The sequence below is a fragment of the Streptomyces sp. NPDC001970 genome (assembly GCF_053594115.1).
Window position 1 is genome coordinate 1 of record NZ_JBSFDW010000004.1, and the last position, 14973, is coordinate 14973.

The 14973-nt window shown below is 69.6% G+C and carries 13 protein-coding genes, 2 rRNA genes and 1 pseudogene; 5 read left to right on the forward strand and 11 right to left on the reverse strand.

The annotated features are described in order from the left end of the window. The 3 genes from ACWCP0_RS06545 to ACWCP0_RS06555 form a co-directional block, all read left to right on the forward strand. Nucleotides 1-88: ribosomal RNA gene (locus ACWCP0_RS06545) — 23S ribosomal RNA — on the forward strand; the annotation flags it as partial. A gap of 84 nt (nt 89-172) precedes the next feature. After that, nucleotides 173-289, forward strand: a 5S ribosomal RNA gene (gene rrf, locus ACWCP0_RS06550). A 98-nt stretch (nt 290-387) separates the two neighbouring features. Continuing rightward, entirely contained in the window at nt 388-957 is a 570-nt protein-coding gene (locus tag ACWCP0_RS06555) for a GNAT family N-acetyltransferase (protein WP_451077760.1), read from the forward strand. 21 nt (nt 958-978) lie between these two features. On the opposite strand, the gene ACWCP0_RS06560 is transcribed toward ACWCP0_RS06555, so the two are convergent. From ACWCP0_RS06560 to ACWCP0_RS06595, 8 genes are all read right to left on the reverse strand, one after another. Continuing rightward, nucleotides 979-2472 (reverse strand): esterase, encoded by a 1494-nt coding sequence (locus ACWCP0_RS06560; protein WP_451077761.1) that lies wholly within the window; start codon nt 2470-2472, stop codon nt 979-981. Between the two features lie 221 nt (nt 2473-2693). Continuing rightward, complete coding sequence (locus tag ACWCP0_RS06565; protein ID WP_451077762.1) at nt 2694-4244, reverse strand: type VI secretion protein; 1551 nt, start codon at nt 4242-4244, stop codon at nt 2694-2696. A gap of 1 nt (nt 4245) precedes the next feature. Continuing rightward, nucleotides 4246-5664, reverse strand: coding sequence for an ATP-binding protein (locus ACWCP0_RS06570; protein WP_451077763.1), 1419 nt, complete (start codon nt 5662-5664; stop codon nt 4246-4248). A gap of 41 nt (nt 5665-5705) precedes the next feature. Next, on the reverse strand, nt 5706-7259 hold the full coding sequence (locus tag ACWCP0_RS06575; RefSeq protein ID WP_451077764.1) for an SCO6880 family protein: 1554 nt from the start codon (nt 7257-7259) through the stop codon (nt 5706-5708). Continuing rightward, the gene (locus ACWCP0_RS06580; protein ID WP_451077765.1) at nt 7256-8605 is read right to left on the reverse strand and encodes a hypothetical protein; all 1350 of its coding nucleotides are present in this window, start codon (nt 8603-8605) and stop codon (nt 7256-7258) included. Before ACWCP0_RS06580 ends, ACWCP0_RS06575 begins: the two co-directional genes overlap by 4 nt. Then, nucleotides 8595-9419 (reverse strand): hypothetical protein, encoded by an 825-nt coding sequence (locus tag ACWCP0_RS06585; RefSeq protein ID WP_451077766.1) that lies wholly within the window; start codon nt 9417-9419, stop codon nt 8595-8597. Before ACWCP0_RS06585 ends, ACWCP0_RS06580 begins: the two co-directional genes overlap by 11 nt. Nucleotides 9420-9629: 210 nt before the next feature. Next, a complete protein-coding gene (locus ACWCP0_RS06590; protein ID WP_142217964.1) occupies nt 9630-9938 on the reverse strand; it encodes a hypothetical protein in 309 nt (102 codons plus the stop codon). 447 nt (nt 9939-10385) lie between these two features. Further along, complete coding sequence (locus ACWCP0_RS06595) at nt 10386-10511, reverse strand: hypothetical protein (RefSeq protein ID WP_451077767.1); 126 nt, start codon at nt 10509-10511, stop codon at nt 10386-10388. Nucleotides 10512-10672: 161 nt separating this feature from the next. Between ACWCP0_RS06595 and ACWCP0_RS06600 the strand changes: the two are divergent. Next, nucleotides 10673-11009, forward strand: a pseudogene (locus ACWCP0_RS06600) (serine hydrolase); the annotation flags it as partial. A 4-nt stretch (nt 11010-11013) separates the two neighbouring features. Here ACWCP0_RS06600 and ACWCP0_RS06605 read toward each other — a convergent pair. From ACWCP0_RS06605 to ACWCP0_RS06615, 3 genes are all read right to left on the reverse strand, one after another. Continuing rightward, the gene (locus ACWCP0_RS06605; RefSeq protein WP_451077768.1) at nt 11014-12024 is read right to left on the reverse strand and encodes a hypothetical protein; all 1011 of its coding nucleotides are present in this window, start codon (nt 12022-12024) and stop codon (nt 11014-11016) included. Between the two features lie 175 nt (nt 12025-12199). Beyond that, complete coding sequence (locus ACWCP0_RS06610; protein WP_451077769.1) at nt 12200-12610, reverse strand: peptidase inhibitor family I36 protein; 411 nt, start codon at nt 12608-12610, stop codon at nt 12200-12202. Nucleotides 12611-12837: 227 nt separating this feature from the next. Beyond that, the gene (locus ACWCP0_RS06615; RefSeq protein ID WP_451077770.1) at nt 12838-13632 is read right to left on the reverse strand and encodes a thioesterase family protein; all 795 of its coding nucleotides are present in this window, start codon (nt 13630-13632) and stop codon (nt 12838-12840) included. A gap of 201 nt (nt 13633-13833) precedes the next feature. On the opposite strand from ACWCP0_RS06615, the gene ACWCP0_RS06620 reads away from it, so the two are divergent. Next, a complete protein-coding gene (locus tag ACWCP0_RS06620; RefSeq protein WP_451078038.1) occupies nt 13834-14826 on the forward strand; it encodes a C40 family peptidase in 993 nt (330 codons plus the stop codon). Nucleotides 14827-14973 lie beyond the last annotated feature (147 nt).

A 14973-nucleotide genomic window follows, 5' to 3' on the forward strand; every position in this document is an offset into this window, starting at 1 on the left:
CCAGTAGACGACTGGGTTGATAGGCCAGATGTGGAAGCCCGGTAACGGGTGAAGCTGACTGGTACTAATAGGCCGAGGGCTTGTCCTCAGTTGCTCGCGTCCACTGTGTTAGTTCTGAAGTAACGAACAGACCCATGCCATGGCCGGCGGGTGTTCGATATCTTCATAGTGTTTCGGTGGTCATAGCGTTAGGGAAACGCCCGGTTACATTTCGAACCCGGAAGCTAAGCCTTTCAGCGCCGATGGTACTGCAGGGGGGACCCTGTGGGAGAGTAGGACGCCGCCGAACAATTATTGGGGAAGCCCCGGACCTTGTGGTCCGGGGCTTTTCTGCGTTCAGCATCAAATGGCGTTGCCGATCACGGAGGGAGCGATCAGGCTGTGCGCATGGAGCACCTCATACGGCCGCTACGTGCCGACGAATGGGAGAAGGCGCGGGACCTCCGGCTCGCCGCACTTCAGGACCCCGCCGCGCCGGTCGCCTTCCTGGAGACGTACGAGCAAGGGCTCGAACGCACGCCTGACTTCTGGCGCGATCGTACGAGGGACGCCGCCGCCGGGGTGTTCGTCAGTCAGTTCATCGCCGAGGCGCCTGACGGACAGTGGCACGGCACGGTGACCGTACTGGTCGAGCGGACGCAGGACGAGCCGCGGTTCGGCGCCCCGGCGACGGTCGACCAGACGCATCTGGTCGGGGTGTTCGTACGGCCGGAGGCGCGTGGCATGGGGCTGGCCGACGAATTGTTCCGGGCCGCGGTCGAGTGGTCCTGGTCGCTGGAGGAGCCGCGGGTCGAGCGGGTGCGGTTGTACGTGCACGAGGGCAACCCGCGGGCCCAGGCCTTCTATCGGCGCTTCGGGTTCGTTCCCAGCGGGGAGACGGTCCCGGTGCCCGGGGAACCGACGGCGCGGGAGCTGGAGCTGGAGCTCGGGCGCCCCCGCGCTTCACTCGACGGCTAGACGCTTCCCGGCTCTCCCGGCCTACTCGTCGATCGCCGCCCCGTACGTGGCGTCGACCGACGGGGCGCCGAGTGAGCCGGCGCCGTACGTCCACGAGCCGGAGGCCGTGACCCCGCCCGAGCCGGCCGAGAGCACCCACACGACACCGTCGTTGGTGTTCTCGCCGGGGGCCGAGGCCAGCAGGCCGAAGCGGCCGTCCCGGTTCGGGTCGGTCAACCTGACCTGGCCGCCCCAGCGGTCGCCGCGCTCGGCTGTGCCTGGCACGTTGGCGGAGTTCTGGTCCCACGACTTGGCGCCGGTGGCGGTCAGGCCTCCGGCCGAGCCGCGCAGTATCCACACCGCCCCCGCGTCCGCGACCGTGCCGATGTCCTCGCCGGCCGCGCCGATCGCCACGTCCGCGTACCCGTCGCCGTTGGTGTCGGCGACGGAGAGGTCCGTGCCCCAGCCGTCGGCGCGCTCGGCCGTGCCGGGAACTCCGGGCGAGTTCTGGGTCCACCACTGCGGTGGACTGCCCGCACCGTCGATGCCGAGCGGTCCGTCGGGGCTGCCGTAGTAGACGCCGACCTGGCCGCCGGTCAGCCAGTCGCCACCGTCGTTGGGGCTGTGCGGCTCACCGGTGACGAGGTCGTCGTAGCCGTCGTTGTCGATGTCGCCGGATGCCGTGACCGGACCGCCGCGCAGATCGCGCTCGTACACCAGGCCCTGCACCTGACCGGAGAAGAAGGACGACCAGCCGTGCCCCGGCTCCTCAGGGCCCGCGGTGACTCCGGAGACGATGAGGTCGGCGAGACCGTTGTTGTCGTAGTCCCCGGTGGTCAGGGACTTGGGCAGGATGTCGCGCGCTTGGGCCCCGGCGGAGAGGCGGTTGCGAGCAGTGCGCTGCAGCGGCGCGGACTGCGGCTGCGGGACGGCCTCGTACGCGTACAGCTCGAGGTCGTCGCGCTGGAGAACCGCCAGTTGGTCCCCCGGGGTGTCAGGGCTGAAGCGGGCCGCGGCGAGCGCGCTGCCGAACCTCTCGCCGGCCGCAGGCTCCGCGGTCTCCAGCCAGTCGCTGTTCGCACCGGACAGCCCGCGCGGGGACCCCCACAGAATGGTGATGCCGCCCGCGTCCTGCACCGTGCCGATGTCCTCGCCCGGGATGCCCACGATCGCGTCGTCGTAACCGTCCGCGTCGAGGTCGCCCGTGGCCACGGCCCTGCCGAAGCCGTCGCCCGTCTCGGCGGCGCCAGGCACCCCGGACGTGGACTGGCTGACGACGGCGGCCCGGCGGGTGCCGATACCCGTGGACGCACCGTACTGCACGGTCACGTACCCCGCGCCCTTCTTCCCGCTGACGGTTCCGCCCGGCGCGCCGACGAGCACGTCCTCGTAGCCGTCACCGTTGAAATCGCTGTTGCGGTCACTTGCGTGTGTCCCGCCGGGGACACCGGCGTATGCCGAGGGAGCGGCGATGACCGCTCCCGCCATCAGGAGAAACGAGGCCGCGGCGACAGCGGCCGTACGGTACTTGCGCACGAGCGGCTCCTTGGTTCAAGGATGACCGGGCGAGTGCGGGGGTGTGCCGGAAAGGGCCCGTTCCTTTCCGGTGCCCCGTTTGACCATGCGTGAGGGAAAAGGGTTGTACGGCGCGATGCGGCGGGAACGGCAGCTGTCGGCAACGGCCCCTTTGGGAACGGCACCTGTTGGGAACGGCCCCTGCGGAGCGGCACCTGTTGGGAACGGCCCCTGCGGAGCGGCTACCGGGTGAGGGGCTCGCTCCAACGGGCCCTGCCCTGTTCGCGGGAGCGCAGCAGCGCCAGGGTCGGCATGCCCTGGTCCGAGCCGGAGGTCAGCAGCTCCGGAAGCATGGGCAGCGGTGCCACGGCGGCCACGTCCTCGAGGACGAGCGTGAGTGGTGGGTCGAGCCGACCGTCGGATGACCGTGCGGCCATGCGGCGGCCGTGCTCGACCACGCTTGAGGTGAGGGCGGTCAGCAGGGGCATCGCGCCCGGGCGGGTGCGGGGATCCTCGATCGGTTCACCCACCACATAAAGCGTGCCCCCCTCGTCCACGAAAGAATCCAGGGCGAGCGAATCCGCTCGATCGGGTGTGCAGGCTTCGCGGATATGTACGGATGCCAGTGACGCCAGCGTGCGGACTGTCAGTTCCTGGGCGATCTCGCGGCGTTCGGGGTGTGCGGTGAGCGCCGACTCGAGGAGGCCGGCGAGGCCGGAGGCGGCCTTGGGGTGCGTACGGAGGACACGTACGGGTTCGGAGCTGTTGCCCTGGGCCCAGCGGTGGACCTGTTTGAACGGGCGTCCGTCCACGGCGGCGGCGTGCAGCCAGCAGCGCAGGAGCGTTTCAGCAGTGTCGGCGACCGTGGCGTCGAGGCGGGCACGCGGACGGACCGGCGCGAGCAGTGCGGCTGCCCGGGCGGCGGCGGTGTCGGCGTTCTCGCAGCCGGAGGTGGGCGACCAGTGGAGGCGGGCCGGGGTGTCGCACAGGTGGCCGGGGTCGTAGACGAGAACGGGGCCGAGTTTGGCGCGGGCGTCCTTGGTCTCCGCCCACACGGTGGGGTCGGAGGTGACGACGAGCGCGGGGCCGTCGGCGTCCCGGATGGCCTGGACGGTGGAGGGCCGGCGGGTGGGCGGGTCGCCGTAGACGACGAGGGGACCGCGCGGGGCACGGGGGGCGGGCACGGTGGCCTCCGCGAGGGGGGCCGTCTGCGGTGTCGTCGCGATGTGGGAAGCGACCGTGCGGGCGGTGGAGGCAATGGTGGGGACGGTGCGGGGGTGGCCGGGCTCGAGGGCGTAACCGATCGCTTCTGTGGGGTCGGCCGCGGCGGGTGAAGCCGCGTCGGAGCCGGTCGCGCCGCCCGCCCCGGTCGCGAACGCCGTCGCCCCCGCCGACCCCGCGTCCGCGGACTTCCGCCTGCGGGTGGCCCGCACCGCACGCCACCGCGCCAGCGTGCCCAGGACGAAGACCGTGAGCACGACCAGGACCATCAGCTCGCCGATGAGCAGGCCCCAGAACAGCCCGTACCCGGAGAGCTGCCCCTCAGGCGTCGTGGGCCAGGCGGCCGGGAGGTCGTGCGGTTCCGAGGCCAGGCTGCGCATCGCGAGCGGGGTGTGGTTGATCGTCACCCCGTCCGGCCAGGCCCCGTGCGCGAACAGTCCCGCCAGGCCCGTCGCCGTCCACACCAGCAGCGTCAGCCCGAGGAGGAATCCCAGCAGGCCCACCAACAGGCCGTCCGGGACGCCCCGTTCCTCGGGGACGCGGGACTCGCGTTCGCGCGGAGACGGTGACATGTCACGCCACCGTCGACTCGGAGGACTCGTTCAGATGCGCCTGATGCTCGATGAGGGCCGCCCTTTGTTCCGCCTCCCGGTCCGCGGCCCGTACGTCTTCGGGCACGTCGTCCCGTACGGACGACTCCGTCATGGCCCGGTCCGTGTAGACCAGCGGGCGCTCCGCCTCCGTCACCAGATGCTTCACCACCTGGACGTTGCCGTTGACGTCCCACACCGCGATACCGGGCGTCAGGGTCGGGATGATCTCGACGGCCCACCGTGGCAGGCCGAGGACCCGGCCGGTCGCCCGTGCCTCGTCCGCCTTCTGGGCATAGATCGTCCGGGTGGAGGCCATCTTCAGGATCGCCGCCGCCTCCCGCGCCGCCGCGCCGTCGACCACGTCGCTGAGATGGTGGACGACCGCGACGAAGGAGAGCCCCAGCCGTCGGCCGAACTTGAGCAGCCGCTGGAAGAGCTGGGCCACGAATGGGCTGTTGATGATGTGCCAGGCCTCCTCGACGAGGAAGATGCGCTTCTTCCGGTCGGGGCGGATCCAGGTGTGCTCCAGCCACACGCCCACGATGGCCATCAGGATCGGCATCGCGATCGAGTTCCGGTCGATGTGCGACAGGTCGAAGATGATCAGCGGCGCGTCGAGGTCGATCCCGACCGTCGTCGGACCGTCGAACATGCCTCGCAGGTCACCGTCGACGAGTCGGTCCAGGACCAGCGCGACGTCCAGACCCCAGGCGCGCACGTCGTCTATGTCGACGTTCATCGCCTCGGCCGATTCGGGCTCCGGGTGGCGGAGTTGTTCGACGATGTCGGTCAGCACCGGCTGCCGGTCGGTGATCGTCTCGTTGACGTACGCGTGGGCGACCTTCAGCGCGAAGCCCGACCGCTCGTCGAGCCCGTGCCCCATCGCGACCTCGATGATGGTCCGCAGCAGCGCCAGCTGACCCGTCGTCGTGATCGCCGGGTCGAGCGGGTTGAGGCGGATGCCGCCGTCGAGGGCGGTCATCGGGTCGAGGCGGATGGGCGTTATTCCCAGCTCCTGGGCAATGAGGTTCCACTCGCCGACCCCGTCCTCGCCCTGGGCGTCCAGGACGACGACCTGCCGGTCGCGGAACCGGAGCTGCCGGAGCACGTAGGTCTTCTCCAGCGCCGACTTGCCGTTGCCGGACTCGCCGAGGACGAGCCAGTGCGGGGCCGGCAGCTGCTGCCCGTACAGCTGGAAGGGGTCGTAGATGTAGCCCTTTCCGCTGTACACCTCGCGGCCGATGATCACGCCCGAGTCGCCGAGGCCGGGCGCGGCGGTCGGCAGATAGACGGCCTGCGCCTGGCCCGTCGACGTACGCACGGGCAGCCGCGTCGTCTCGACCTTCCCGAAGAGGAAGGACGTGAAGGATTCGGTGAGGACGGACAGCGGATCTCGCATCGGATCAGGGCCCCTATCGGCGCGTGTCGGCGTTCGGTGCGCTAGCGGCGGATGCCGGTCGCGAACGGCAGCGTGTTCACAAAGGCCCGGTGGTGCTCGCGGTCGCACCACTCCAGCTTCAGATACGACTTGCCCGCCGAGGCTCTGATCGTGCGCTTGTCCCTGGCCAGGGCTTCGGGCGTACGCGACGACACAGTGATGTACCCGACAAGATTGACGCCTGCCGCGCCACTGGCGAGATCTTCACCCCGCTGGTCGAGCCTGCCGTGCGCGGCGATGTCGCGCGGGTCGACCGTACGGTTCATCTTGGCGGCGCGGCTCGCCTCCGCCTCGTCGTTCGTCTTCTCGGTCAGCATCCGCTCGATGGCGACCTCGGTGGGTTCGAGGTCCATGCAGACGGCGACCGTACGGATCACGTCCGGGGTGTGGACGAGCAGCGGGGCGAGGAAGTTGACGCCGACGGGGGTCATCGGCCACTCCTTGACCCAGGCGGTGGCGTGGCACCACGGGGCGCGCGTGGACGACTCGCGGGTCTTGGCCTGGAGGTACGTCGGCTCCATCGCGTCCAGTTCGGCGGGCCACGCGTTTCGTTTCGTCATCGCCTGGATGTGGTCGACGGGGTGGTCCGGGTCGTACATCGAGTGCACGAGGGAGGCGAGCCGGGCCTGGCCGAGGGGCTGGCGCACGCGGATGTCGGCCTCGGCGAGCCGGGCGCAGATGTCGGTGAGCTCGCGGGCCATGACGACGGCGAGGCCGGCGTCCTTGTCGAGCCTCTTGGCCCCGCTCGCCTGGCCGGCGGCGCGGGCCATGGTGTGGGCCTCGGCCGCGAGTTCACGGGTGTAGTGCATGCACGCGACGAGGTAGGCGCGGTGCTGCTCGCTCGACGTCGAGACCATCGACTGCAGCTGCTCGTAGGACTCCCGGAGCCAGCCAGGGGAAGACGGGTTGCCGCGCTGGGCGACGTCCTTGGCGTGAGCGTCGGGGTCGGCGGGAAGGGTGCGGGCCAGCATCTGAATGCGGGTCACAAAGCCGTCGCCGTTGGCGACATGCTTGAGGAGGGTGCCGAAACGGTCCACCAGGGCTTCCTGGTCCTCGCTGTCGCGCAGCCCGACGCCCGGACCCTCGATCTCGATCGCCGCGGTGACGGTACGGCGGTCGGCGTGGAGCAGTACGGCGATCTCGTCCGGGCCGAAGGGCGCGGCGAGCCAGCTGATCCTGCCGATGCCGGGAGGCGGCCCGACCTCGACCTCGCGGCCGTCGATGCGGGTGCCGGCCTCCATGGCGCCGGAGCGGTAGCCGGTGCCCTGGCGGAGGGTGCGCTTGTAGCTGCGGTTGATCTCGTACCAGCGGTAGAAGGTGCGCTGCTTGTACGGGACGTACACGGCGGCCAGCGCGAGCAGCGGGAAGCCCATGAGCAGCACGATCCGCAAGGACAGGACGGGGACCAGCAGGCCGCTCATCATGCCGAGGAACGCGCCGGCGATGATCAGGGCGATCTCGCCGGTCTCGCGGTTCTTGCCGATGATCGCGTTCGGCCTGGCCCGGCCGATGAGATACGTACGGCGGGGCGCGATGGGCTGCACTTGCGTCGTCAACGCCCTCCACCTCCTGTGCTTCCTGTGCCTGTGCCCGAGCTCTTGCGGTGACTGTGGGGGGTGCTGGTGCTGGGGGCGCTGCCGCCGCTACGGGGCGGAGGTGCGGCCGAGGGGACAGTTCCGCCGCCGACCCCGCCCCCGGTTCCCCGTGAGCTGTGGGCGGCCACCCCGCCGGCGACGGGGCTCGCGGGCCGCGGCGTGCTCCCGGACGAGTCGCCCTGCTGGTGGCTGCGGCTGCTGTGGGTCTTGATGCCCTGCGAAACCAGGGCGGCCGGGGAGCTGATGACGGCGGCCGCCTTGTTCTCCGCGCTGTTCTGGATGCGGTTGTTGCGGGAGGTGGCGATCTCGTCGCCGAAGCCGGGCACGAAGCGGTAGATCATCCCCGAGGCGAAGATCGCGAGCAGGATGATCGCGAGGCCGGTGACGACCGCGGAGAGCGAGTCCGGTCCGTCGTCGCCGGACAGAGCTCCGGCGAGACCGAGCACGATGACGATCACCGGCTTGACCAGGATCACCGCGATCATGATCCCCGCCCAGCGGCGCACATGCCCCCAAAGGTTCTTGTCGACGAGCCCCGCGTACACGACCACGCCGAGCAGCGCGCCGACGTAGAGCAGCACGGCCCGGATGAACAGCTCCAGATAGAGCACGCCTGCTGCGAGGACGGTGACGAGCGACACGATGATCAGCATGATCGGCCCGCCGCCGATGCCGTCGCCCTTCTGCAGAGCCTCCTTGAAGCTCCCGAAGAACACGTCTGTCTGGCCGCCGGTGCCGGCGGCGATGACGTCGGTGATGGCATCGGTCGCCGAGACCAGCGTGTAGAGGATCAGCGGCGTGAAGGCCGACGCCAGGACGGTCAGCCAGAGGAACCCGACGGCCTCGGACATCGCGGTCATGAGCGGGACGCCACGGATGGCGCGCTTGGCGACCGCGAGGAGCCACAGGACGAGGGTGAGGAAGGTGGAGGCGGCGAAGACGATGGCGTACTGGGCGAGGAAGGTGCCGTTCGTGAAGTCCACCTCGGCAGTGGACTTCACGGCCTTCGACAGGGCGTCGACGATCCACACGGCGGCGTCGGCGCAGCCCTTGGCGAGCGAGGCGAGGGGGTCGAGGGGGGTGGTGGGGTCGTCGAGGGAGGGGGAGCGGCGGGCGGCGCCTTCGCCGTTTTCGCAGTAGTCACGGGCGGGGCCACGAATGAGGTCGCACGGGTTGTTGCTCGACCCGGGTGTCGGCGTCGGCGACGGTGCGGCGGCGGCACGTGCCGCAAACGAGAGCGCTGCCACCTGCACCACCGCGAACACGCCGGCCAGCGAGAAGGCTCGGAGGGACCTGCTACCGGGCATACGTGAACCCTCCGTACTGCTCCACGGCGTCAGCCATGTCCTTGGCGCTCGAAGCTGCTTGGTCGCGCCCGACGGGTACGGGGCCGTCCTTCTGAGTGAAGTCGGTGATCTTCCAGTCCCCGCCGATCCACTTCAGTTCGTACGTGGTCGTGTACCAGCTCGCGGACACGGGGTTCTCCGAGCCTTCACCGGCCAGGCCGAAGAGGGACGAGAACCAGACGGCCACACTCGCTGTGTCACCGGTGAACTTGTCGACCCTCGAACCCACCGGAATGACACGCGAGATGAACGTGAGGCCGTTTGGGGCGGTGCCGTCCTCGCGCAGTCCGATGCGGCTCAGGAATCCCTTGTCGGAGTAGACCCTGTCGAGGTCATCCTGACGCGCGGCCGCCACCTCCGGGGCGTACACGGCGTTCACGATGTCGTGGCGACGGTCCTGCTGGAACATGCCAGCGGAGCCGAGAGGCACCGCATAGTTGGACGCCGCACTCTGCGCCCCCTGCTCGTCCCGCGCATACCCCGTCGGGATCTCCCCGTCCTTCCCGGTCACCGGCCGGACGCCCGTCGCCGCCGTCGGGGCCGTGCCCGGGGCCTTCTCGGTGGTCTTCGTGGTGTCCGTGCCGTCTCCGCGGTTCGCGAACGCGATCGCGGCGATCAGCAGCACGACCACGCCCACGGCCGTGATGAGGGAGCGCGAGTTGCGTACGGGCCGCCGCGCGCCGCCGTACACGTCGCCGCTCGTTCCGGTCTCCGGGAGGCGGGTGCGGGTCTGTCCCGCACCCCCGATGCTGTCGTGTTCGTCGCCGAAGCTCATGCCGCGTACGCCCCCTCAGCCGTGTGCGGTGCCGCGCCGTACCCGTATGTGTAGCCGTAGTACGACGGTAGCCGTGCTGGTGTCCGCGCGGGCGCGGTGTGGTGACTCGACATCAGGGAGACGCAACCTCTGCCGGTGGGCACGACGGGCGGATGGTGTCGGGGGTGGTCGGAGTTGGCCGGAGCGAAGGCGGGGGAAGCCGAAGGGACGTCAGACGGCCATCCCGTACACGATGGTGAACAGTGTCCCCAGCGACCCGATGATGAAGACTCCGGTCAGTCCGGCCACGATCAGGCCCTTGCCCTGTTCCGCGCTGAAGGTGTCGCGCAGTGCCGTCGCGCCGATGCGCTGCTTTGCCGCGCCCCAGATCGCGATGCCCAGGCAGAGCAGGATGGCCACCGCCATCACGACCTCGATCATCACGCGGGCCTCGTTCCCAAGGCTTCCGAAGGGCCCCCAGTTCGGGGCGATTCCCCCGATGATGGTGGTGATGTCGCCTTTCTCGGCTGCCAGGATCATGTAACTCACCGCCCCTGTCGGGTAGTTCGACGCCCTTGCCACTTGGCACGGGTCTCGCTCTATCTTCGCTGATGAAACCGGTCTCGTGCGCCGACTTGGCTGGTCTCTTTACCCGATCCCCGCACGCATGACCGAACCGGCCGCGTTGACCTGCGGTGGCAGCGGACAGTTTCCTGTGAGTATCCGTATGGTAACTCTGTGTATCACGCACAGTGACTCCGGGCAATGACTGTCGTTGGGGCACTGAAGGCCGGAAATCACGAGGTCAGGGCGTGTTCCGCGGGTACGGGAACCGCGCGCCACTCCAACACGGTGGGCGTGAGGGCCGGTTGGGTCACGTCGACGTCGACGGCGGGGGGCGACGGAGGCGTGCTCGACCCGTCGGGCTTGTCGGCAGGACGGCGGCCGCGGAGACCGGTGGCCGAGCCGCCCTGCCGGACCGTCAGCTCATGAGCGTACGGCCATCAGTCCGAGCAGCGCCACGGCGATCGCGATGAGCGCGATGACGGCCACTGCGGCGATCGTCCCCCCGGAGTCGCCGGCTCGACGGACCTTGTTCCCCACGTTCTCCATTTGTTCTCCTGTGGTGCGTGTTGCGTATTGCTCACCCCGGCGTGGTCGTCGACGGGGTTGGTGCACAGCCTTCCTGGCTGCGTGACACAGCGTAGTAGTTGCTGGTCCAGACCACGTGACCGGCCCATACCCGGCGGGGCCCCCACGGACAGAGAGGACCGATGACCGACCTGCACGGCACCCTCGAGGCGCATGTCGGCAGCGGCTCGGTGCCAGGAGCGGTGGGCCCGGTGGCGCGCGGCGTCCGGGTCGAGGTGCAGGCGGTCGGCTCCACCGACGTCGACGGCACCTCGCCGATGGCCAGGGACTCGAACTTCCGGCTCGCCTCGATCACCAAGCCCGTCGTCGCCGCGGCGGTCATGATGCTGGTCGAGGACGGCCGGATCGCGCTGGACGACGCGGTCGCGCCGGGTTGCCGGAGCCGGCGTCGCCGATGGTCGTCCGCACGCCGGCGGGCCGGTCGACGACGTGGTGCCGGCCACCCGGCCGATCACCGTGGGGGCTAGGGGGTCGTGGCCTGCGCCGCGAGTCTCATCCGCTCGTCGATGCCCTTCTTGACCGCGTCGAGTTCTGTGCGGTGCTGCTGGATCATCTGGTTCTGATAGGCCACGTCGACCGCGTACCAGACTCCGGTGACATTCTTCTCCATCTTGCATTCCGCGTCCGCGGTGGCCGTGGCCTTCTCCTCGGCGGAGCCGCGCTCGGGGGACCAGCGCTTGTCGTTGCTCGCCTGGATGGGGGTCTCGTACGCGTATCCCTTCGCCTTCATGCACGCGGACCATTCGGTGAAGACCTGCCGAACACGCGTGTCCTCGAGGGACTTGGCGAAGCTGTTCAGATTGACGTCATTGGCGATCTGCGCGTCGCCGATGCCGGAGTCGGCCGTACCGCCGAGCTTCTCCTGGGACTCACCGACGCAACCGCCCTTCGGTACCGTCCGGCCCCTGACCTTCTGGCCGCCGGTGGCCTGGGCCTGGTCGGCGGCGCTGACTTTGGGGTCGGTGGTGCCGAGGAGGACCAGTTGCTCGTCCTTCGACATCCGGGCGAGCTGCTCCGCCCCTGCGGCCGGCTTGCCGCTCGTGGCCGACTGCGCCAGGGCGGACGGCGTGAGGTAGCCGTGCCTGGCGGTGTACTTCGGGTCAAGGATCCCATAGCGGTACTCGGAGATGGTCTGACCAGGGCCGTTCTGTGCGGGCGTGGCGATCTCGTACGTGAGGCCGAACCGCTGCATGCAGCGCTGACGCAGAACCTCACCGGCCTCGCCGAGCTGCCTCCACTGTGCGTCGGAGAGCAGGTAGTCCTGGACCGGCACGGGCTTCTCCACGCGCGTGGTGATCTCGGGGATGGCGGTGACCCCCGGGGCACCCTTCGCGGGGACGTCACTGACGTCCGGCGCGCCGGACCGGGTCCTGCCGTCCTTGTCCGCGGAGCAGCCCGTGAGTGCGGTGAGTGCGGTGAGTGCGAGAACGGGCGGCAGCGCGGCCCATTTCGAGGCATGGCGGCGGTGGGACACGAGGCCAACTTCCTTGGGGCGGCGGACGGCGGTGGGCCGACGGGGAAGGCGCAGGGCAGGACGTGCCTGGAGGGAGCGGGCGCGGTGCGAGAGAGTAGGAGCGGGCGCTCCGCTCGATTCCGGCGAGCGGAGCGCCCGTGAGCCCTCACTTGGTGGGGCTGTCCGGTGCGATCTCTCAGACGAAGCGGCCCGAGGCGTTGTTGTTCTTCATCGTCGAGTTCAGGTTGCTGGCAGTCCACGCGCCGATCGTCTGGTAGGCGTAGCTGCCGTCGTAGCCGGAGTTGTAATAGACGCGGAACGCGTTGTGCAGGTTGTTGTTGTTCACCGACGCGGCGTTGTTCTTCACGTACGCGCCCGCGCCCCTGGAGCCGTTCGGGTAGGTGGAAGCGGAGAACTTGAGTCCCGCGTAATTGGAGACGCCGTCGGCCTGCGCGAAGATTGCGCCTTCGAAATTCGAGTTGTAGTGCAGGCAGGCGTAACCGGACGGGCACGAGACCGCCGCATTGGCCGGAGCAGCGGTGGCGATGCCGGCGCCCGTGAGTGCGAGGACCGTGACACCGGTGGCTGCGAAACGCTTCAGGTGCATGAACTTCCCTTTGATTGGTTGGTTCTTCGACACTGATCCGGGAAGCGCAACGCACGCGGAACCTACCCGCGCATCGCCCCCCGACGTCGAGGACCGTAGCACGCACATTCGATGCGACTGGAAGTCAATTTCCCTGTGCGCCGAGAAAGTTTGTGCCGCGGACGGGGAAGGTTAAATTCCGCTGGCGCGATCAGCGAATGTTGGCTCAAACGCATCTGGTGGAGGTGTCAGCGAGGCGCGATGAACAGGCTCTGCGCGCTGCGGCCGATGGGGCCCTTCTCGTCGTGGAGGCGGGAGTCGGCGAGGCCGATTCCCGCGGGGTCCACGCTCGTGCGTGCCTCGACGCACACCCACTCGCCGACCGGGTGGCGGTGCAGATGGACGGTCAGGTCGGCGTTGACGAAGACGTGGCGGCTGAAGTCGAGGACGTTGCTGATGCCGTTGCCGGAGTCGGCGGCGACGAGGACGCGGTCCAGGGGGCGGATCTCCTCGCCCGCGACGAGCGGCATCCGCATGCGCATCCAGCAGGTGCCGGGACCCTGTTCCCTGAAGGCGCCTTCGGTGAACCGGGTGTCCATGGACGTGTGGTAGCCGACGTCCCACGGCACGCCGAAGAAGGGCGTGTCGGCGGTCTCCCCGGGCGAGGGCGTCTGCGGCCCGTCGGCCACGGCGGGGCCGGGCTCCTCGAGCGTACGGATGCGAAGTGCGCGGGCGAACATGACGGGAGCCGCCTCGCCCTCGGGCGCGAGGGCCGCCTCGACGAGCTCCACGCTCCTGCCCGACCGCAGCACGGTCGTGGTGATCTCGAGCGGCCGGATCGGCACCGGGCGGACGATCTCGTACGTGACCCGCGCCAGCCGCATGTCCGTCCGCGCTCCCGGCCGCTCGTCCAGGGCCCGGCCCAGCAGTGCGGCCGGCGGTCCGGCGTGCTGGGAGCCCGCGTCCCACGGGCCGCGGGTGTGCTCGGTCGACGCGAAGCGGTTCTCGGAGATCCGCTCGTAGAACGCCTCGGGTTCCGCCATGACGGGCCGCCTCTCCCCTGCCGACAGGTGTAGGTCACACACGCTACCCGTGGGTAACAGCGTGGGCCAGAGGCGCGGTGACGCCCTCCACGGGCTTGGGTGGCAGGTCCGGTCACCTCCTGAATCCGTGCCGCCACCCCTAGACTGGCTCAGCGTGAACAGCCGAGCGGTGGAGGGGGGTTGACGGTGCGTAAGGCGTGGCTGCTCGCCGGTGGGGGCGTCGGGCTGTGCCTGAGCTTTGTCGCGCTGCTCGTCGTCGGGACGTACACCGCCGCCGCCGGGATCGTCGGGAACGGCGGCGGAGCTGTCGCGCTGGCCAAGGGGGCCGTGCCGGCGCTGTACCAGCCGCTGGTGCAGAAATGGGGCAATCTCTGTCCGGCCATCAATCCCGCGCTGCTCGCTGCGCAGCTGTACCAGGAGAGTGGCTGGAATCCACGGGCGCAGAGTCCGGCGGCGGCGCAGGGGATCGCGCAGTTCATTCCGGGGACGTGGGCCACGCACGGCGTGGACGGTGACGGTGACGGCGACCGCGACGTCTGGGACCCGGCGGACGCGATCCCGTCGGCGGCCTCGTACGACTGCAAGTTGGCCGGTTATGTGAAGAAGGCGCCCGGCGATCCGACGGACAACATGCTGGCCGCCTACAACGCGGGGGCGTACGCGGTCATCAAGTACGGCGGGGTGCCGCCCTACAAGGAGACGCAGAATTACGTCAAGGTGATCCGGTCGCTGGAGAAGAGCTTCGCCAGGCCGGTCGGGCGGGTCGAGCCGTCGCGGCAGGCGGCCGGGGCGATCTACTTCGCGCAGCAGAAGCTCGGCACGAAGTATCTGTGGGGCGGGAACGGGACGCCGGAGCAGGGTGGGCGGTTCGACTGCTCGGGGCTGACGCAGGCCGCGTACCGGACCGTGGGGATCGAGTTGCCGCGGGTCGCGAACGACCAGTACAACGCCGGGCCGCATCCCTCGAGGGACGAGCTGCTCCCCGGGGACCTGGTGTTCTTCTCGGACGACCTGACCAACTCGCGGGCGATCCGGCACGTGGGGCTGTACGTCGGCGGCGGGTACATGATCAACGCGCCGTACACCGGGGCCGTGATCCGCTTCGACAAGATCGACACGCCCGACTACTTCGGGGCGACCCGGGTCACGAAGGACGGCGCCGCGGCGCTGCCGACGAAGTGGCCGGCCGGCTGACGCCGGGCTGACGGGGCGTCGGCGATGGCCGGAACTCTCCGTTAAGCCAAGGCCCTGAGCTGCGGCGATGTATCACTCTTCGATAACGTCATCGTGATCGTTCCGTAGAGAGTGGAACGCAGCGGTAGGGCGAACCGTTCCTGGGGC

Bases quoted from the DNA above. Each gene is read 5' to 3' on its own strand.
- ACWCP0_RS06555 (WP_451077760.1), top strand. From the start codon at position 388: ATGGAGCACCTCATACGGCCGCTACGTGCCGACGAATGGGAGAAGGCG.
- ACWCP0_RS06565 (WP_451077762.1), bottom strand. From the start codon at position 4,244: ATGTCACCGTCTCCGCGCGAACGCGAGTCCCGCGTCCCCGAGGAACGG.
- ACWCP0_RS06570 (WP_451077763.1), bottom strand. From the start codon at position 5,664: ATGCGAGATCCGCTGTCCGTCCTCACCGAATCCTTCACGTCCTTCCTC.
- ACWCP0_RS06580 (WP_451077765.1), bottom strand. From the start codon at position 8,605: ATGCCCGGTAGCAGGTCCCTCCGAGCCTTCTCGCTGGCCGGCGTGTTC.
- ACWCP0_RS06585 (WP_451077766.1), bottom strand. From the start codon at position 9,419: ATGAGCTTCGGCGACGAACACGACAGCATCGGGGGTGCGGGACAGACC.
- ACWCP0_RS06590 (WP_142217964.1), bottom strand. From the start codon at position 9,938: ATGATCCTGGCAGCCGAGAAAGGCGACATCACCACCATCATCGGGGGA.
- ACWCP0_RS06595 (WP_451077767.1), bottom strand. From the start codon at position 10,511: ATGGAGAACGTGGGGAACAAGGTCCGTCGAGCCGGCGACTCCGGGGGG.
- ACWCP0_RS06610 (WP_451077769.1), bottom strand. From the start codon at position 12,610: ATGCACCTGAAGCGTTTCGCAGCCACCGGTGTCACGGTCCTCGCACTC.
- ACWCP0_RS06615 (WP_451077770.1), bottom strand. From the start codon at position 13,632: ATGGCGGAACCCGAGGCGTTCTACGAGCGGATCTCCGAGAACCGCTTC.